Source organism: Edaphobacter sp. 4G125 (assembly GCF_014274685.1).
Lineage (GTDB): Bacteria > Acidobacteriota > Terriglobia > Terriglobales > Acidobacteriaceae > Edaphobacter.
The window spans coordinates 1,609,393-1,627,792 of sequence record NZ_CP060393.1; the positions used below are offsets into that span (position 1 = coordinate 1,609,393).

Sequence of the window (18,400 nt, forward strand, 5' to 3'; positions counted from 1 at the left end):
TTTATCTTACGCCTCTGGAGCGGGTAACGCGCTCGAATACCGGATTCTGGCCGGAAGAGAAAATCCCGGGAACTTTTGTTTTCCTGTGGCGTATCCACAGGTATAAATGTGGGGATGCCACAGGAGAAGCGAATGGGAGACGCGAAACTAGACCTTTTGCAGGGAACCTTGGACCTGATGGTGATGCAGACTCTGGCGGCGATGGGGGAGATGCATGGCTATGGAATTGCCCGGCGTATCGAGCAGGTCAGTGGTGACGAGGTTCTATTGAACCAGGGCACGATCTATGCGTCACTGGTCCGTTTACAGCAGCGTGGATGGATCGAGGCCGAGTGGGGAGCGTCGGAGAATAACCGGCGGGCGAAGTTCTATTCGATTACCAAGCGTGGACGGAAACAGCTGGCTGACGACACAGCCTACTGGACGCGCCTGTCGGGCGTGATGGGGCGTGTGTTGGCTATGGGGAAGGAAGGGGGTGTCGAATGAGCGCAGGGCGAGAGTCTTTCCTGGATTTTCTACGACGGGCGATGGCGCAAACCGGCGCGTTCTTCCATAAGGAACCGTTGGATCGCGAACTGGATGCAGAGATCGCCTCGCACATCGAGATGGCGACAGACGAAAACATTCGTAATGGAATGACGCCAGAAGAGGCGCGGAGGAAGGCCATGGTGAAGTTCGGTGGAGTGGAGCAGGCCAGGGAGCGCCAGCGAGAGTCGCGTGGGTTGCCGTGGCTGGAGACTGTATTGCAGGACCTGCGCTATACGATGCGCACGCTGGGACGTGATCGCGGCTTTGCGACCGTATCCATTTTGATTCTTGCTTTAGGGATCGGGGCAAATGTTGTCGTCTTCAGCGTGGTGAATACGATTCTGCTGCGCCCTCTGCCGTTCTATGATCCCTCGCGATTGGTGTGGATTGCTCCGGCGGATGCGAAGGGGTTGTCGGCGTCCACGTATTCGGTGGATGCATATGAAGACCTGCGGTTGATGAACAAGTCGTATGAGGATGTAACCGGGTATTTTGCATTCTCGACAGAAGACAACTACAAACTCACCGGACGAGGCGTTCCGCTGCCTGCGACAGGAATTATGGTGGCGGGGAACTTCTTCCATGTGCTGGGTGTGGAGCCGATGCTAGGGCGGCAGTTTACTCCGGAGGAGTCGATAAAGGGAGGGCCTGCGGCGGTGATGCTCTCTTATCCATTCTGGCAGCGGCAGTTTGGCGGGGACCGCTCGATTGTGGGCAAGACGATTGCGATGGATAACAAACCAGTAACGGTGGCTGGAATTTTGCCGGAGAGCTTTGATTTTGGCGCAGCATTTTCGCCGGGCGCTAAGGTCGATGTCCTGACCCCATTGATCATGGACGACATCCGTTATGAAGGAAATACGATTGCCATCATTGGGCGTTTGAAGCAGGGTGTCACGCTGGCGCAGGCACGCTCTGAGGCGAAGACCCTGTTCCCACAGTTTTACTGGGGCAAGCGTTTCGCGGATTCCAAGGGAAACTATACGGCTCAGCCGATTTTTTTGAAGGACTACATCAGCGGAAAGCTACGCCGATCATTGATCGTGCTATGGAGTGCTGTGGGAATGATTCTGCTGATTGTTTGCGTGAATCTTTCGAACCTGCTGCTGGCTCGTGCTGCTGCGCGCAGCAAGGAATTTGCGTTGCGGAGTGCTCTAGGGGCGGCGCGTGGACGTTTGATTCGTCAGTTATTGACGGAGAGCCTGGTACTGGCTGGTGGAGGGGCTGCTCTTGGGCTCGGACTGGCATATGGGCTTCTGCAGTATCTTGCCCATCAGGGGTCGATTGCGCTGCCGCTGTTGAGCAGCGTGAAGTTGGATGGCACAGCATTGGCATGGACGCTGTTGATCTCGGTATCGACAGCGATTCTGTTTGGACTGATGCCCGGTATCCGGGCTTCACGCACGAATGTTCAGGAGGCATTGAAAGACGGAGGCCACGGAACGACGGAAGGCCGACAGCATGAGAAGATGCGCACGGCATTGGTGATCTCTGAAGTAGCGTTGGCGTGCGTGTTGTTGGTCGGTGCGGGGCTTCTGCTAAGAAGTTTTCTACACGTATTGGATGTGGACCTCGGGTTCCAGCCGAGTCGTGCGGCTGCTGTGCGAGTCGACTATGACGATGGTGGGAGCACAGAGAAGCGGAGCGCTATTCTGCAGAACATCGCGGACCGGGTCGGCGGTCTTCCGGGGATTGACGCGGTGGGTTTCTCTGATAATTTGCCGCTCGATCGCAATCGCTCGTGGGGGGCTCCGCGGATCAAAGGCAAGACGTATAAGCCGGGGGAATTGCCGGGAGCGTTTGTCTATATTGTTTCGCCGGGATATCTGAGGGCGATGGGGATGCGTCTGCGCGGGCGGGACTTTACCTGGCAGGACAACGACAAGAGCGAAGGCGCTGTCATTTTGAATGAATCCGCTGCGAAAGGTCTATGGCCGAATGAGGATGCTGTCGGCAAGATGGCGGTCATCGGAAACAAGGATGTTCGGGTGATCGGCGTGATCGCGGATGTTCGAGATACGAGTGTCGAAGGAAAAGTTGGCTGGCAGATGTACCTGCCCATGATGGAGAAGGACTGGGGCCCAGATGGCGCTGTACTCGTGGTGCGGAGCAGGCTGCCACCAGAGCAGTTGGCGAGTAGTGTGATGCGGACATTGCGCGAGATCAATCCAAACCAGGCGGCGGTGGAGTTTCGGCCCATGCAGCGCCTCGTAGATCATGCGGTTTCACCGCGCCAGTTCTTCATGCTGCTGGTAGGTATTTTTGCGGGGCTAGGGCTCTTGTTGGCATCGTTGGGAATCTACGGCGTGATTTCATACTCCGTCACACGCAGAACGCAGGAGATCGGTGTGAGAATGGCACTCGGAGCATCGCCTGAGAACGTACAGATGGGTGTGCTGGCGAAGACGTTACGCATGACTGCGATAGGAATTGTGGTCGGTGCGATTGCGTCGTTGGCGGTTGCGAATCTGATTGCATCCTTGCTCTTTGGTACGAAACCAACGGATCCAATGACCTTTGTTGCGATGGCGGTTGCGCTCGGTATTGTCGCTGCGTTGGCCGGATATCTTCCGGCACGCAGGGCTTCGCGAATCAATCCGATGGTTGCGTTACGAAATGAGTAGTCTCCTCAAAAAAGCAACCCGGCAGGTCGTTTCCTGCCGGGTTGCTTTTGGGACAGCAGCTACGCTGCGGCCTGCAGATTGACTTCTCCTGAGATGGAACTGAGCAGCTTATCGGCGGCTTTCTCTTCGGAGAGGATGGAATCCAGGATGCGCGCATCTTCCGCCAGGCCAAGTATGCTGGCCCAGGTTCGGAGCGTGCCGTAGATGGCCATTTCGTGGTGTTCCATCTGCTGCGCAGATGCAATCAACGTAATATCCCGAATCGTCGCATTGGAAGTGTCCTTGATGCTGTTTCCGGATTCAGTAACAAGGCTGCTCATCGCTTTACAGGCTTCTGTATCGCTCTTGCCCGTTGCCTTGCGGAGAAGTGATTCGATGTTGGCAACATGACCTTCCGTTTGGCGAAGGTGATTGTGGAAAGCAGTTGCGAGCTGCTGGTCGGTCGACTTCTCAATCATCTTGGGCAGGGTGTTGGTAATCTTTCGTTCCATGTCGAGAGCTTTTTTTAGATTGCGGATATAGAGCGTACGCAAATCTTCGATATTGCCTGAGAACATCTTCATCGGGGAACTCCTTTGTCTGACCGCACAAACTGTGGGTGCCATGTAAGCAAATGCGGGGAATCGGATTCCGTGGAAAGACGGCAACGTTCGCCGGAGTACTCACGGTCGTGCACGTTCTTGTGTGGGTTGGATGCGGATAGGAGCGTTAGGTTGGCCGACGGAGTGAGGCTCGTGCGGCGCTCCCAATACAGCGATATACTCGGGGTACGTCCTACGAATGGCGCAGTTTTTCGTTTGAAAGAGGGTTTTATGGGTACACATGGCAATCATCCGAGTGGAAACGGCACGAACGGCAACGGATACAAGGTTCCGACAGGCCGGGCGGAGTGGATCGTCAAGCGAAAGGCTGAGGCCGAGCGGACTGGCGACTGGAACATGTCGCAGATGCACTTTGCGCGTAAAGGTTTGATTACTGAAGAGATGGTGTTCGTGGCTGAGCGCGAGAAGGTCTCGGCAGAGAAGATCCGTAATGAAGTGGCTAAGGGAACGATGATTATCCCAGCCAACATCAACCACGTTGAGTTGGAGCCGATGTGTATCGGTGTCGAAAGTCTTTGCAAGATCAACGCGAATATCGGGAATTCGGCACTGGTATCCAACGTTGATGAAGAGTTGCGCAAGCTACACACCGCGGTCCACTTCGGCGCGGATACGGTGATGGACCTTTCGACAGGCGGAGATATTCCGACGATCCGTGAGGCGATTCTGCGGCACAGCCCCGTGCCGATCGGAACGGTTCCGATCTATGAGGCGCTGAGCCGTGTGAAGCGTGTCGAAGACCTGAATATCGATCTGTACCTTGAAGTACTCGAAGAGCAGGCGCAGCAGGGCGTGGACTACTTCACGATTCATGCCGGTGTACTGATCCAGTACGTCCCGATGGTGGCTAAGCGCATTACCGGAATCGTTAGCCGTGGCGGCGCGATCATGGCGCAGTGGATGACCCACCATCACAAGCAGAACTTCCTGTACGAAAACTTCGACCGCATCACGAAGATTATGGCGAAGTACGATGTCAGCTATTCGCTGGGCGATGGTCTGCGTCCAGGCTCTGTCGCCGATGCGAGCGACGAGGCACAGTTTGCCGAATTGAAGACTCTGGGTGAACTGACGCGCGAGGCGTGGAAGAGCGATGTGCAGGTGATGATCGAAGGCCCTGGCCATGTTCCAATGGACAAGATCAAAGAGCAGGTGGACAAAGAAGTGGAGTACTGCGATGGTGCACCATTCTACGTGCTCGGACCGCTGGTTACCGATATCGCTCCGGGATACGACCACATTACGTCTGCGATTGGCGCAGCAATGATCGGATGGCACGGAGCCGCGATGCTCTGCTATGTGACTCCCAAGGAACATCTGGGATTGCCAAACGAGAAGGATGTGAAGGACGGCATTATCGCTTACAAGATCGCGGCCCATGCTGCGGACATTGCGCGTCATCGCCCCGGTGCTCGCGACCGTGACGATGCGATCAGCCATGCGCGGTACACGTTTGATTGGGACAAGCAGTTTGCGCTTTCTCTCGATCCGGACACGGCGCGCGGTATGCACGATGAGACGCTTCCGGATGACTATTACAAGGAAGCTGCTTTCTGCAGTATGTGCGGTCCGAAGTTCTGCTCGATGAACTGGTCGAGCAAAGTGGATGAGTTCAATGAGCGTGAGCACGGACTGAAGAAGCCAGACCTTACGCAGATCGTAACTGAGCAGATGGCCATGAGAGGCTAATCCAGACGAAGTAAATAAAAGGCCGCCCAAAAGAGGCGGCCTTTTATTTCTTGGCTAGATTACTTGCCAGCAGATTCAAGAATGCCTGCTGCTCGATTCAACGCTTCGGTCAGTTGAACTAACTGTTCTCGAGCACGAGTTGCATCCGGTGTGCTGATCGCTTCGTTAACTCCCGGGATCACAACGGCAGCGTAACCGGTGTACTCTCCGGGAGCGTAAATGGTGTGTTTATACCAGGGGCGATGAGGAAGCCCCTCGGGATTCAGTAAAGCCCCTTCTGCCTGGCGTAATGCGTTGTTAAGAGCTGCTGGATTTGAGGGAGGAGTCTGTTGATGAGTGCGAATCGCAGCCCCTGACGCTTCGAAACGGCGAGCTGCTTCTAAGGCCGGAGCGAAATCAAGATTCAACTTGTCGGCTGCCGCGTGTTTCTGTGCGGTTTCGATATAGCTGACGATCTCCTTGCCATAGAGTTCGTAGTCGTAAGGCAGCACGTCAGCATTGGCCATATGCAGGATCTGAAGGCCAAAGACGCGCGCCTGTTGCTGTTCATAGACGAAGGTAGGGTCAGCGAATTTGACGAACCAGTTGTAGTTATCAAAAGCGGAGTGATAGACCCCGTATGGTCCTTCAGAGCCTATGTCGGTTGAAGGGACTCCGAGATGCTGGATGAAGGGAGTGTAGTCGGAGCCGGAGCCAAGATCTCCCACACGAACATCATTGTCCACCTTCGCATTGAAGCGTGAGGGTCCTCCAGGAGTTCCTGCGCTGACCGACGTGCGGCGTCCGGCCTCGCCCTGCTGATCCAGCTTCCATTGCTCGTAGACGGTACCGCCCTTGGGCGAAGAGACCTGTTTGGTGACCTCGCGAACAAATTGTTTCAGCGACGGTACAGCAGAGGCCTTGAAGTCAGGTCCGGAGACTCCGACATCGGTGTTGAAGTAGGCGACTGCATGCGCGAGTTGCGCAGCATGTTGTTCAGCCCATTCCGTTGAACCCATTAGGCCCTCTTCTTCGGCGTCCCAGGAAGCAATTACGATACTCCGCTTCGGCTTCCATCCCTGCTTCAGCAGCTCGCCAAGGCCATGGACGGTTTCGAGCATGGCGGCCGTGCCGGAATTCGGATCGACGGCTCCGAAGACCCAGGCATCGCGATGGTTTCCAGCGACCACCCAATCATTTTTCTGCGCTGGGTCGGTGCCTTCGATTGTGCCGATCACGTCCCAGATAGTCCGCAGTGCTGTGTCCTGCTCCAGGTTCATATGAACTGTGACCTTATTGGTCCCACCGACGTGATAGGTGAAGGGAAGCGCCCCCTGCCATTCTCGTGGGGAAGTTGGACCGTCCAGATGTTTCAGAATAGGTGCAGCGTCCTTGTAGGAGATTGGATTCGCAGGAATGGAAGGCTGATTTCCTTTAAGTTCACTGAGAGGGATACGCTTCGAATCAGGAAGATCAGGGGTTGAAGCGATTCCTGGAGTTTGCGGGTCGCCAGGATAGATCGGAAGAAACTGAACGGAGCCTCGTTGCACTCCCGATTTCGGACGGTAAGGGCCTTTGGGATAGATATCGCCTCGGTAATAACCGTCGTCCGTTGGGTCGGAATAAATCAAAACCCCTTTAGCGCCGTATTGCTGTGCGATATACACCTTCACCCCGCGGAAATTGCCTCCATAGCGGACGAGGACGATCTTGTCCTTTATGCTGACTCCCATTTCGGCCAGTTTTTTGAAATCAGCAAGATTGCCGTAGTTGGCATAGACAACCTCTCCGGTAACGTCGCCAGAGGGTGAGGAACCGTTGAAGGCGGGGAAGATGCGTGGATCATTCTGGAACGGATCGCCGCCATATTCCTTTGGATCGACATGTTCCGGAGTCGGTCCGGACATCAACTTCTTGCCATCGTCCGTAAAGGCCTCGATTGAGATCTTTACGGGCTTATTGAGCAGAACTTTATAAGGAACGATCTGCGTCTCGAGTCCAGCGGCTTTGAATTTATCGGCTACATAAAGAGCCGTGGCGTAGTCTTCCTGCGAACTGGCCCAGTGGGGAGCTGCGGTCAGGATTTTGAGGTGCTCTCCCGCGAGTTTGGCGTCGGGAACAGCGAGAAAAGCGGCATCCCATTTGGCCTGCTGGCTGAAGTCGCGATAACCGAAGACTTGGGGTGCCTGGGCATAGGCAGAGAAAGAGGCGAGAAGAAGGGGGCAGGCCAGAATTCGGGCAGCAGCGCGCAAAAGAAGACCTCTAAAGAAATTTAGAGGTAGAGTATCGCATCCTGCGCGGTATTCCATAGACCGCGCAGGAAAAGCGATGTTTTAAGCGACGGGCTGGCTGCAGAACTTGCAGCGATGGGCTCCGAGAGGAATGTCGGAGAGGCATTCCGGGCACGGCTTTGTCGAAGCTGCTTCAGGTCCCTTAATACGAGCCAGTAACTTCTGGACCGGAAGCACCAGGAAGAAGTAAATGACAAAGGCGATGATGAGGAAGTAAATGATGGCATTCACGAAGTTCCCATACTTAATAGGGGTTCCGTTCAGATGGAAGACTAATGCCGAAAAATCAGGTTTACCGGCAACTGCAGCGATCAATGGCGTGATGATGTCGTCGACGAGGGATTTGGTGATGGCTGAAAAGGCAGCCCCGATAATGACTGCAACAGCAAGGTCGATGACATTCCCTCGAAGGACAAAGTCGCGAAAGCCCTTGAGCATGAGAGATTCCCCCATAAAGAAAAATCAAGATTTACTTACAAAGAATCAGGGCGAGTATACGACAAAGCATCGTGTCAAAAGCAAAAAGTTATTCTGAATGCGTGAGCCAGAGAGCATAGGGATACAGGAGAAAGAAGAGAATCATACTGAGCGCCATCAGGTCCATGTAGATGAGCAGTAGGACTCCTCCATGATAGAGATCCCAGCGAGGTCGCATGCATCGAACATGATCGATGGCTCCAGCGATGGCCCCCAGCGTAGGAAGGACGATCATGGGATTGGCCCGGTTGTTCGGAAAATCCGAGAGAAGGGCTGCTGCGCCGAGACTGAGAAGAACAAGAAGAGCTCCTCGAAGAACGGAGCGACGACGCGGATTGAAGAAGTTCAGAATCACCAGACTCTCTTCAGGGTAGAAGGTTTGCGGCAGACTTGGCGATAGGCGCCCCGTTCTTGTATGTGTGCAAGATATGATGAAGCCGGTCTACTCCTAACGTATCTTGAGGGAATAGAGACCGTTATAGGCTGGGAGAGGGTGTGAAGGCGATTGAAGAACATAGCGTAGAACCAGCGTGGAATCAGCCCATCCATGCGGCAGCACGGTACTCCTGGACTGCATTCGCATTTCTAATTCTGGCTGGCATCGCGATCCGCTTGTGGATGCTCTGCCTGGTTGCACATGCTCCTTTGGCTTCCGATTCCACTGACTACAAAGAAATGGCGGAGCTTCTTCTTGGGGGCAGGCGTTTTGTTCCGTATTGGCCCCCAGGCCTCTCTCTCTATTTGGAACCGATCCTGGCGGCTGGAGGCAGCGATCTCTGGCTTCGCGCTTCAATGTTGCCTTGGTGGCTGCTGTTCTGCGCAGGTTTTGTGCGACTGGCCCGCGATCTCCGAGTGAATCAGAAAATATCTCTCCTGCTGCTTGCGATCCTTAGCTTTACTCCAGCACTAGTCCATTTTTCGATTGAACCGATGACGCAGATGCCCTCCGCGGCGCTCCTGCTGCTGGCTTTGAGTGCGGCTTTTCGGTGTGCCAGCGGTGCAGGGGGGATGGAGGTTTTGTTGATGGGAGGATCGCTGGGGTGGCTTTCGCTCGTCCGTCCCAGTGCGTTGCCTCTGCTGGTCGTGCTGCCGGCGCTTGTGTTCTTTCGCCGCAGGCAGATGCTACGGCCATTATTAGCTGTCGCACTTGGTGGCGTGATGATCTTTGCCTGGATTGGGAAGGTGCACCAACTCTCCGGGCAGTGGACGATCAACAATTCCAACGGCGCGAATCTGTACTACGGGAATAATCCATGGACGCCTCTCTACCGGACGTGGTACTTCGGTTCCCACGCCAAATTGGGCTCAGAAGAGATTCGGCAGTTTCCGGAGTACGAGGAGATCGTCCGTCGTGTCGCCTCTCTGCCAGAGACTGAGCGCGGGGCAGAGTACAAGCGCCTGGCCGAGCAGTATGTGCTGCATCGACCGGATATGTTTTTATTGCGTACCGTGAACCGAGTCCGGTGTTTCTGGGGCTTCGATATCTTTACCGCGGCAAACCTGCGCGGTGCAGGTGGTTCAGCGGCACGATGGTTTCTACCGGTGTTTTTGCTCGATGCTGCTTGTTATCTGGTCGTAGCGGGCTTCGCCTTCTACTGGATTGCGGCGGCTCCTGGTATGTTCTGGCGCAGGTGGGAGGTTTGGCTGCTGGTCGGGGCCATCGTGCTCTACGCTCTGCCGTACTGGATCTCGATGTCGCACCCGACGTACCACTTCCCGATTGTGGCTCCGTTGGTTTTGCTGGGCGTGCTCGCACGAGACCAAGCTCAGTCCCATCGAACTGGAGCGTCGTGGCGAGGCTGGGCGGCCGTCGCCGTGCTGGCGCTGGTTCAGGTCGAGTGGGTGTACTTCCTGACGAAGTCGTAGGTCCGACACACACTCTATCGAGAGAGTGTGTTATGCGGAGACAGGCTCGGAGTTTGCGGTCTTCTCGAACATTTCTTTGATCGACTGTTCGTAAGGTGCGCGAAGGACGCCGTGCTCGGTGATGATGGCGGTGATGTACTTCGCCGGTGTTGCGTCGAAGGCCGGGTTCTGGATCGCTGCTCCGTTGGGAGTCATCTGCTTGCCGTTCGAATGCGTGACCTCAGTGGCAGAGCGCTGCTCGATAGGTATGTCATCTCCATTGGCAGTTTGGAGGTCGATTGTCGAGAGCGGTGCAGCGACATAGAACGGAATGCCATGCTCCTTGGCGAGGACGGCGACCGAGTAGGTCCCGATCTTGTTGGCGGTATCTCCGTTGGCGGCGATGCGGTCGGCTCCGACGATGACAGCCTGAATCTTGCCCTGACGCATCAGTGAGCCGGCCATGTTGTCGCAGAGAACTGTCGTCGGAATGTTGTCGTGCAGCAGTTCCCAGGCGGTGAGGCGAGCGCCCTGCAGATACGGGCGAGTCTCGTCGGCGTAGACGTCGATCTTGTGTCCGCGCTCGACGGCGGCACGGATGACTCCGAGAGCCGTGCCATAGCCACAGGTGGCGAGCGCTCCCGCATTGCAGTGGGTCAGAACAGTGCCTGCTTGCGGGAGCAGAGCAGCGCCGTGAGCTCCCATGGACTTGCAGGCAGCGATGTCTTCGTCATACATCTGCTGAGCTTCCTTGATGAGGGCAGCTTTGATCTCCGGGATCGAAGTGCCTGCGGCAGCGAGATCGTTGTACTTCGAGCGCATCCGCTCGATGGCCCAGAAGAGATTAACAGCGGTGGGCCGGGTTTCGGCGAGCGTCTTCGAGATGACCTCGACCTCTTGATTGAGGCTGGCGATGTCGGTCGCCTTGCTCTGGCTGACGCCGAGCGCGACGCCCATGGCGGCGGAGACTCCGATGGCCGGTGCGCCACGGACGATCATGTCGCGGATAACGGTTGCGACCTGTTTGTAGTCAGTTGCGAGGACGTAAGTCTCCTCGAGAGGAAGCTTGGTCTGGTCGAGGAAGTTAACGCCGCTGGGAAGCCATTCAAGGGTAGGGATCATGTCTTTATCAGTTTACTTGTTCCCTCCATGAGCCGCGATATGTGCGGCACGCACATCGTTGGCGGTGAATAGGGCGTAAAAGGGCGCGTGAGGAGCGGCGGCTTCGATGTTGGCGCGTCCGCCCTGTTCGCGGTCGACGAGGCAGAGGACTCCGATGACGTTCATGCCGGATTCCTGCGCGGCCTCGATGGCGGTAATGGTGGAGCCTCCGGTGGTGCACACGTCGTCAACGATGACGACGTGCGCGCCGAGTTTATGGAAGCCTTCGATGCGGCGTCCCGTGCCGTGAGTCTTTTCGGCCTTGCGGACGAGGAAGCCATGGACGAGATGGTCGTGCTTGTGATGCAGGTGATTCCAAGCGCTTGCGCTGGCAGTGTTGGAGACCAGGGGGTCGGCTCCCATGGTGAGTCCGCCGACGGCTTCGGCCTGGGGAAAGCGCTCGCGGATGAGGTCGTAGAGGAGGAGACCGGAGAGGCGTCCGCCTTCGGCGTGGAGTGTTGTGGTGCGGCAGTCGATGTAGTAGTCGGACTTCTGGCCGCTGGCGAGGGTGAAGTCTCCGAGTCGGAAGGAGTGGGTCGCGATGAGGTTCAGGAGAGCAGTCTTATTGTCGGCGGACATGATTCTGTACAGATTACCCCCTCCCCCACTTTTTTGCGCAAAGTCTTCGAAACAGATGCTTTAAGTCTGGACTTCGATCTGATTTCTATTCTCTTCTGTTTTGCTTTCCTATTTTTATTGTAGTGAGGAGAGAGGGGTGAATCCGCAATCTGTAATTCTTTTGATTTGAGGTGGATAGGCGGTTTTCGGACTTGACAGAGGAAAATACAGGGATTCCTGGTGACAGAGATGATTGGCGGGGAAATTTAAATGCGGGGATTTCTCGACTTCGCGGCCATGCCGCTTCGCTCGAAATGACATTTCCTGGAAGTAGTCGAGGTAGAGGATTCGCACGGTTGCACGAATGCAAATGTTCCCCTCGTTTCGTTGCGCTCCATGAATGGAGCGCAACGTCACAGATGCTCCACATTAGCGGCCTCGCCACGAAAGACGGGGCACCCACTTATTTATTGTTGTTTTGTTGTTGCTGACGTAGCCGCATCAGTTCGTCGTAGATCTGCTGGGGTGTCTTTACTCCGGAGGACGAGGACTGGGAAGGGGATCCTGTCTCGGCAGGGGCGGGTGAGTTATTGGACTCGGATGGAGGAGGGGGTGGGTTTTGTGGAGGAGCCTGGGCGGGTGGTTCTGAAGGTGCGGGGATACTGGCAGCCTCAGGATTGTTGTCGAAGCGCGCCGCGTTGGGATTGGGAGGAGAAGGGCGGCCGTTGCGTGGCGTAAGGATGAGCTGCGGGGTCTTGTCGCCGGAGCTGGCGATGAAGAGCATGTTGGTGGAGGTGCCATCGAGGAGCTGGCCAAGTACTTCGGAGAGACTGCCGGGCCCGTATTTGCCGAAGACGCGTTCTTCCGCAACTCCACCGGTGATGGTGACACCGGCGATCCGGGAGATTTCGTGAAGGATCTGGTTGAGGCTGGAGTTATCGGCCTGGACGGTAAGCTGGTCGTTGGCATAGGTGATGCTGGCGCGGTTGGGAGACGAAGGAGCAGGCTGAGTCCATGGCGCCTGTGCCGCTGGTGTCTGCATGGACTGCGCCGCGAGCGGCAAGGTGAGGCAGAGCAGAAAAGAGAGCCGAGTTGGATTCGGGAGAGGCATGCTCTGGGGTAATGGTACGACGAACGAGATGAGGAAGCGTCATCGCATTTCTTTGGGGGAATGGTTCGAGCTTTGTTCGGTATTGAGCCTGATGAGCAACCTGCTCGCAGAAGTATGACCAAAGAGGTTGCCGCGAGGGGGTTTTCGGGATAAATCTTACAGATAGAAGATGCCTTGGGAGGCCATTTGATTGCAGGATGGAAGAACAGCGGAGGAGAAGCTTTTTCTTCTCTCAAGGGGAGACTCATTGTTTCGTGCCAGGCTGATCCGGGCGATCCAATGGACGATCTTGACACAGTGACCAGGATGGCGAGATCAGTGCTTCGTGGCGGGGCTGCGGGGCTGCGTTCGGAAGGAGAGCGAGCGACTCGAGCCTTTCGAGGGATTACGGCACAGCCCCTTATCGGCATGGTGAAGACAAAAGATGCGAAGGGCGAGGTGTACATTACACCGACGTTCGCATCTGCGCGGGCTGTTGTAGAAGCAGGCTGCGATATTGTTGCGCTGGACTGTACACTTCGCAGGCTGAGCGAAGCAGAGCCGTGGCCGGAACTGATTCGGCGTATCCATGAGGAGCTGGACAGGCCGGTTCTGGCGGATATTGCGAGCCTGGAAGATGGTCTGGCTGCCGAAGAGGCGGGAGCGGATGCGGTAGCGACGACGCTTTACGGCTATACGGCTGAGACCGCAGGGATTCGAAGCGTGTCATGGCCTCTGCTGGAATCGCTGATCGGGAGAATGCGCGTTCCGGTGATTGCCGAGGGACATATTCAGCAGCCTGACGAGGTTCGCAGGGCGCTGGGGTCAGGAGCCTATGCAGCTCTGGTAGGCTCTGCGATTACGCGGCCGGAGACGATTACGGCGCGCTTTGTTGCAGCGACAAGAGACGGGGTTAGCTTCAAGATTGGTTGAAGGAACCCGCAGATCCTTCGGCTCCTTCGGCTTCGCTTCTCGCAGGTTGATCGCGAGAAGCGAAGCCGAAGGATGACACTTCTCCCGCAAAAAAATAGCGAAGAAACTGTGCGTTGCCGGTATGACCTACGTTGCGGTTACTCAATTGTGGTGGTTGGGACGCGGATAAAGGCGCGGTAGCGATCTCCGCGGTATCGGGAATAGGCGACCTCGATCGGAGTTTGTTCAGTGGTAATGATGATGCGCGAGATGGAGAGAACGCTGGAGCGGCGCGGGATGGTCAGGAGTTCGGATTCTTCTTTGGTGGCGGGAAGCGCTTCGATAATCTCGTCAGCCCAGGCGACACGCACGCCGTAGCTTTCGCGAAGGGTGTAGTAGAGAGAGTGCTTGGCGAAGTTGATGCGCTCCAGCCCGGGAAAGGGGGCCAGCGGAATATACGAGGTCTCTAAAGCCATGGGGATGCCATCTGCCAGCCGAAGCCGGTGAAGCTTGATGACGGAAGCGTCGGAGGAGATTTTCAGACTTTCAGCCAGCTCTTCTCCAGCGTGGACCACGGCCTGTTCCAAGAGCTGTGAGCTGGGTTGCATGCCGCGCTGCTTCATGTCTTCGGTGAACCCACGAAGATGCATGATGTTTTTTTCGAGCTTGGGGCTGGTGACGAAGGTCCCACGACCTTTCTGGCTGTGTGCGTAACCTCTCGCTTTGAGTCCGTGGAGAGCCTGACGTGCTGTCATGCGGCTGACCTTGTACTTTCGCGCTAATTCTTCTTCGGAGGCAAGGAGGTCGCCATCGGAGAGCTCTCCCGACTGAATCTTCTCCATCAGGGCTCGCTGGATCTGATAGTAGAGCGGGATGAATCCATTCTTATCCAGAACATGGGGAGAAGAGGCGGACGAAGCCTGAAGTTTTGACACAGTACGGATCTCCTGATTTTTCGTGTGTGTTGTTTCTAACGTTCTCTGCGAGTGGTTGTCCAGAAGTACGTTAGAAATCGTGTGGTCGTTCCATTTTTTTGCTCCTTTCAAGGGGAGAGATTATTGTGCCCCTGGTAAATCCTAAAAAAATATCTTGCCAATTTCGTACAGTTGTCTATACATTAAGTCAACTTTACAACCTGACGGATTTCAAAATTCAGGCGTGCGGTCAGAATCGGCCGAAGCGGGTGAAGGGCAGGTCCTATAAAAAAGTCCGGGATTGCGCGACTTTCGACCAAACATACTTTGCGGAGGTTTTTATGAGAGCACGCATTGCGCTATGCAGCGTCTTTCTTTTTCTGGTCAGTTGCTCGATGGCATTGGCACAGACGATTACGGGATCTGTAACGGGAACAGTAACAGATGCCAGTGGAGCGGCAGTCGGCGGGGCGAAGGTGACCGCTGTGAATATCGATACCGGCGTTCAGACCTCGACGGCCACGAACAGCGCCGGCGTCTACACAATTCGCTTTCTCCAGATTGGGCATTACAAGCTGAACATTTCAGCACAGGGATTCAGTTCGTCGACGGCTGGCCCGTTCGCGCTTGAAGTGAGCCAGGAGGCCAGGGTCGACGCGAAGCTGACGGTCGGTTCGGTGAGCACGAATGTGGAGGTTACCTCCGAGGCCCCCATTATCAACACGGAAAACGCGACGACGGGCGATGCTATTACGGCCACGCAGGCCACGGAGCTTCCCATACAGGCGCGAAACTTTGCGAACCTGACGACGCTCGTGGCGGGTGCCGTGGCACCCGATCCGAATGCTCACAACATGGTTGGACGCAGCAATTACAACGGTGGCTTCTTCGTCAACGGCAACCGTGAGCAGACGAATAACTACACGTTGGACGGAATGGACATCAACGAGTCGATTGACAATTACATCGGTTATAGCCCGAATGTCGATGCGATTGGAGAGCTCCATATCATCACGGGCAATGCCACCGCTGAGTATGGCAACGCCAACGGCGGCCAAGTGGTGATGGTGACCAAGAGCGGTACCAACCAGTTCCACGGCAATGCCTTTTGGTTCCTTGAGAACACGAACCTCAATGCAAATAGCTGGGCAAACAAACACACTTCGGACAAGGCATCGATTGGACCTGTTCCTTCGCTGAACCGGAGCATCTTCGGCGGTACGTTAGGCGGGCCGATCTTCCACGACCGCGTGTTTTTCTTCATGGATTATCAGGGAGCACGGCAGCATAACAGCACTACGGAGACGCGCTCTGTGGCTACAGCAGCAATGCGCCAAGGGTTTGTCCCAGGGCTCGGAACGACTGTTGCCATTACAAACCCAGCGGCACAGTATCTCTTCGCTCATCCTGAACTGTATCCATTGCCCAATACTGCCAGTACGAACCCGAATGGGATCATCGGCAACTATCGTGGGATCAGCGCACAGGCGACCCATAACGACCAGGCCGATGTAAAGATCGACGCCAACCTGACGGCGCACGACAGCGTTTCGGGACGCTTCTCGATTGGACGCGAAGGCAGTGGTTACACAAAGGTTTCGCTCCCAACGGATACTCCTTCCAACAATTCAGACCCTTATACGGGCTTCGTTCTTAACTGGACCCATACTTTCTCTAACAACATTGTGAATGAGGCACGTGCCGGTTTTGGCCGCACGCGTTACACCAATGAGGCGGCCGATGTCGCTGGTATGCTCGGGCTGACAGGGAACCAGAAGCTGGGGATTCCCGGAACGCAGGTTGCACCCGGAATCTCAACGCTCGATGCATCGAACTCCGGCGTCGATGCCATCGGCGGCGGCTCGGGCGGCGGCAACGGTGTGCAGTCTGACAGCATTGTGAACGCCTTTACCTATGGCGACAACGTCAGCTGGCAGATGGGACGACATACGCTGAAGTTTGGCGCGCAGTTCCTCCGCTACCAGGCCAACCGGAATTACTCCGGCAACGATGGAGCGCGCGGCTTCTTCACCTATACCAACGATGCTACTGGCGATGCGTGGAGCGACTTCCTTACCAACCAGGCCTTTCAGTACGGACAAGGTTCGTACACCGACGAGTGGGGCCAGCGTCAGTGGCGCGACGCTCTTTTCGTCCAGGACGACTGGAAGGTAACGCAGAACCTTACGCTGAATCTCGGCATGCGCTGGGAGTGGGACCAACCGCTCTATGAGGTCAACAACAAGCAGACCAACATTAATCTGACCACCGGTGCGATTCAGTTCGCAGGCAAGGATGGAAACAGTCGTGCTCTCTATAACGCATACTGGGGCGGATTTATGCCGCGTCTCGGTTTCGCCTACACTCCGGATCGCTTTGGAGGCAAGTTTGTGGTGCGAGGCGGTTATGGCATCACGAACTTCCTCGAGGGCACAGGCGCGAACCTGCGTCTGCCGCTGAATCCTCCATTCTTCCTGGATGCCTCCGGCAAGCATGCGCCAGGGGGAGCTTACTTCCAGGTGCAGAATGGATTTCCGCTGCCGCCGGATGCCACAACTTTCTCGGGTAACGTGCGTGCGTGGGACCCTAATCTGAAGCCTGCACTGATTCAGCAGTACAACCTGACGACGGAGTATGAGGTGAACAACTCGACTTCGCTGGTAGTAGCGTATCTAGGACAAACTGGCGACCATTTGGTCGATCCTCGTGAGGGCAACCAGCAGAAGTGTCCCAGCTGTCCACGCCCGGTCTCCGCACTACCCGGACTCTCGCAAGTTACACAGGTCAGTCTGACGGAATCGAAGTCCAACATGAACTACAACGCCCTGCAGATCACCGGCCGTCGCCGTCTGAATCATGGACTTGAGTTCTTGACTAACTACACCTGGAGCAAGTCGCTGACCAACAACCTCGGCTACTATGGCGCGGGCGGCGGCGCAGCGGCCTCACAGGGCGCCTACTGGCAGGATTCCTACAACGGAGCAGGGGACTACGGCCCGGCGTTCTTCGATACCAAGCACATCTTCTCCTTCTCGGGTTACTACGACCTACCCTTCGGCCGTGGGAAACAGTTTGGAGGGAACATTAACCGCTTCGCTGACCTTGCGCTTGGCGGATGGAAGCTGGGCGCTGTTGCCAGCCTACATTCGGGCATGCCCGTGACGGTGGCTTCGGCGACTTACTATAACGTCAACCAGCGTGGCGATCGTGGCAACCACTATCGTCCACTCAAGATCGTTGGAAGCAGCGTCGACCACTGGTTTGGCACCGATCCTTCAGCTACGCAGTGTCTTACCGATGTGGATAACGGTGTCTGTGCCTACGGTGAAGAGTCGTCGACCGGCTTTGGAACCGCGAGGGTTGGTTCAGAGCGCGCTCCCAGCTACAAAAACCTGGATGCCGCGTTGAGCAAGGCGTTCAACTTTACGGAGAGTAAGCACCTGGATTTCCGTGCGGACTTCTTCAATGTGTTGAACACCACCAGTCTTGCCCCTCCGAGCAACAGCACCTCGTCGAGCAATTTCGGTCAGATTACGAATACGGTTTCGACCGAGCGACAGATTCAGCTTGCCCTGAAGCTGGTCTTCTAGAAGACCTACTTTAGATCAAGGCTCATTTTCTTTCCGCCCTTCCTCCCCTGGTCCGGGAGGGAGGGCTTTTTTTATTCAAAGGGGAAAGAGTAAGAGGGCTCCGAAGAGCCCTCTTGGGGGGGGAGATACGGCAGATCCTT

At 55.9% G+C, this 18,400-nt stretch carries 14 protein-coding genes; 6 read left to right on the plus strand and 8 right to left on the minus strand.

Features of this window, described 5'->3' with window-relative positions:
* Positions 1-132: 132 nt before the first annotated feature.
* A complete protein-coding gene (locus tag H7846_RS06675; RefSeq protein WP_186695703.1) occupies positions 133-486 on the plus strand; it encodes a PadR family transcriptional regulator in 354 nt (117 codons plus the stop codon).
* Complete coding sequence (locus tag H7846_RS06680; RefSeq protein WP_255460890.1) at positions 483-3,152, plus strand: ABC transporter permease; 2,670 nt, start codon at positions 483-485, stop codon at positions 3,150-3,152. Before H7846_RS06675 ends, H7846_RS06680 begins: the two co-directional genes overlap by 4 nt.
* 59 nt (positions 3,153-3,211) lie before the next feature.
* On the opposite strand, the gene H7846_RS06685 is transcribed toward H7846_RS06680, so the two are convergent.
* Entirely contained in the window at positions 3,212-3,715 is a 504-nt protein-coding gene (locus H7846_RS06685; protein ID WP_186695704.1) for a YciE/YciF ferroxidase family protein, read from the minus strand.
* A 249-nt stretch (positions 3,716-3,964) separates the two neighbouring features.
* On the opposite strand from H7846_RS06685, the gene thiC reads away from it, so the two are divergent.
* Complete coding sequence (gene thiC, locus H7846_RS06690; protein ID WP_186695705.1) at positions 3,965-5,443, plus strand: phosphomethylpyrimidine synthase ThiC; 1,479 nt, start codon at positions 3,965-3,967, stop codon at positions 5,441-5,443.
* Positions 5,444-5,502: 59 nt separating this feature from the next.
* On the opposite strand, the gene H7846_RS06695 is transcribed toward thiC, so the two are convergent.
* The 3 genes from H7846_RS06695 to H7846_RS06705 form a co-directional block, all read right to left on the minus strand.
* Positions 5,503-7,674, minus strand: a complete 2,172-nt coding sequence (locus H7846_RS06695; protein ID WP_255460891.1) for a M28 family metallopeptidase — start codon at positions 7,672-7,674, stop codon at positions 5,503-5,505.
* Between the two features lie 81 nt (positions 7,675-7,755).
* On the minus strand, positions 7,756-8,151 hold the full coding sequence (mscL, locus tag H7846_RS06700; protein ID WP_186695707.1) for a large conductance mechanosensitive channel protein MscL: 396 nt from the start codon (positions 8,149-8,151) through the stop codon (positions 7,756-7,758).
* 88 nt (positions 8,152-8,239) lie between these two features.
* Positions 8,240-8,545, minus strand: coding sequence for a permease (locus H7846_RS06705; protein WP_186695708.1), 306 nt, complete (start codon positions 8,543-8,545; stop codon positions 8,240-8,242).
* A gap of 140 nt (positions 8,546-8,685) precedes the next feature.
* Here H7846_RS06705 and H7846_RS06710 point away from each other — a divergent pair, with 140 nt between their 5' ends.
* Entirely contained in the window at positions 8,686-10,056 is a 1,371-nt protein-coding gene (locus H7846_RS06710) for a hypothetical protein (RefSeq protein ID WP_186695709.1), read from the plus strand.
* 30 nt (positions 10,057-10,086) lie between these two features.
* Here H7846_RS06710 and mtnA read toward each other — a convergent pair whose 3' ends face one another.
* The 3 genes from mtnA to H7846_RS06725 all read right to left on the minus strand — a co-directional run bounded on the left by mtnA (position 10,087) and on the right by H7846_RS06725 (position 12,865).
* Positions 10,087-11,157 carry an S-methyl-5-thioribose-1-phosphate isomerase gene (gene mtnA / locus H7846_RS06715; RefSeq protein ID WP_186695710.1) on the minus strand — a complete coding sequence of 357 codons (1,071 nt, stop codon included), beginning with the start codon at positions 11,155-11,157 and terminating at the stop codon, positions 10,087-10,089.
* 12 nt (positions 11,158-11,169) lie between these two features.
* On the minus strand, positions 11,170-11,775 hold the full coding sequence (pyrE, locus tag H7846_RS06720) for an orotate phosphoribosyltransferase (protein ID WP_186695711.1): 606 nt from the start codon (positions 11,773-11,775) through the stop codon (positions 11,170-11,172).
* 442 nt (positions 11,776-12,217) lie between these two features.
* Positions 12,218-12,865 carry a hypothetical protein gene (locus H7846_RS06725; RefSeq protein WP_186695712.1) on the minus strand — a complete coding sequence of 216 codons (648 nt, stop codon included), beginning with the start codon at positions 12,863-12,865 and terminating at the stop codon, positions 12,218-12,220.
* 186 nt (positions 12,866-13,051) lie between these two features.
* On the opposite strand from H7846_RS06725, the gene H7846_RS06730 reads away from it, so the two are divergent.
* Positions 13,052-13,777, plus strand: a complete 726-nt coding sequence (locus H7846_RS06730; RefSeq protein ID WP_186695713.1) for an N-acetylmannosamine-6-phosphate 2-epimerase — start codon at positions 13,052-13,054, stop codon at positions 13,775-13,777.
* 137 nt (positions 13,778-13,914) lie between these two features.
* Here the strand turns inward: H7846_RS06730 and H7846_RS06735 are convergent, their stop codons facing one another.
* Complete coding sequence (locus tag H7846_RS06735; protein ID WP_255460892.1) at positions 13,915-14,691, minus strand: GntR family transcriptional regulator; 777 nt, start codon at positions 14,689-14,691, stop codon at positions 13,915-13,917.
* Positions 14,692-15,011: 320 nt separating this feature from the next.
* On the opposite strand from H7846_RS06735, the gene H7846_RS06740 reads away from it, so the two are divergent.
* A complete protein-coding gene (locus H7846_RS06740; RefSeq protein WP_186695714.1) occupies positions 15,012-18,260 on the plus strand; it encodes a TonB-dependent receptor in 3,249 nt (1,082 codons plus the stop codon).
* Positions 18,261-18,400 lie beyond the last annotated feature (140 nt).

What these genes read in the sequence shown, in the direction of transcription:
- H7846_RS06685 (WP_186695704.1), bottom strand. Translation starts at nt 3,715, where the DNA reads ATGAAGATGTTCTCAGGCAATATCGAAGATTTGCGTACGCTCTATATC.
- pyrE (WP_186695711.1), bottom strand. Translation starts at nt 11,775, where the DNA reads ATGTCCGCCGACAATAAGACTGCTCTCCTGAACCTCATCGCGACCCAC.
- thiC (WP_186695705.1), top strand. Translation starts at nt 3,965, where the DNA reads ATGGGTACACATGGCAATCATCCGAGTGGAAACGGCACGAACGGCAAC.
- mtnA (WP_186695710.1), bottom strand. Translation starts at nt 11,157, where the DNA reads ATGATCCCTACCCTTGAATGGCTTCCCAGCGGCGTTAACTTCCTCGAC.
- H7846_RS06680 (WP_255460890.1), top strand. Translation starts at nt 483, where the DNA reads ATGAGCGCAGGGCGAGAGTCTTTCCTGGATTTTCTACGACGGGCGATG.
- H7846_RS06675 (WP_186695703.1), top strand. Translation starts at nt 133, where the DNA reads ATGGGAGACGCGAAACTAGACCTTTTGCAGGGAACCTTGGACCTGATG.
- H7846_RS06725 (WP_186695712.1), bottom strand. Translation starts at nt 12,865, where the DNA reads ATGCCTCTCCCGAATCCAACTCGGCTCTCTTTTCTGCTCTGCCTCACC.
- H7846_RS06740 (WP_186695714.1), top strand. Translation starts at nt 15,012, where the DNA reads ATGAGAGCACGCATTGCGCTATGCAGCGTCTTTCTTTTTCTGGTCAGT.
- mscL (WP_186695707.1), bottom strand. Translation starts at nt 8,151, where the DNA reads ATGCTCAAGGGCTTTCGCGACTTTGTCCTTCGAGGGAATGTCATCGAC.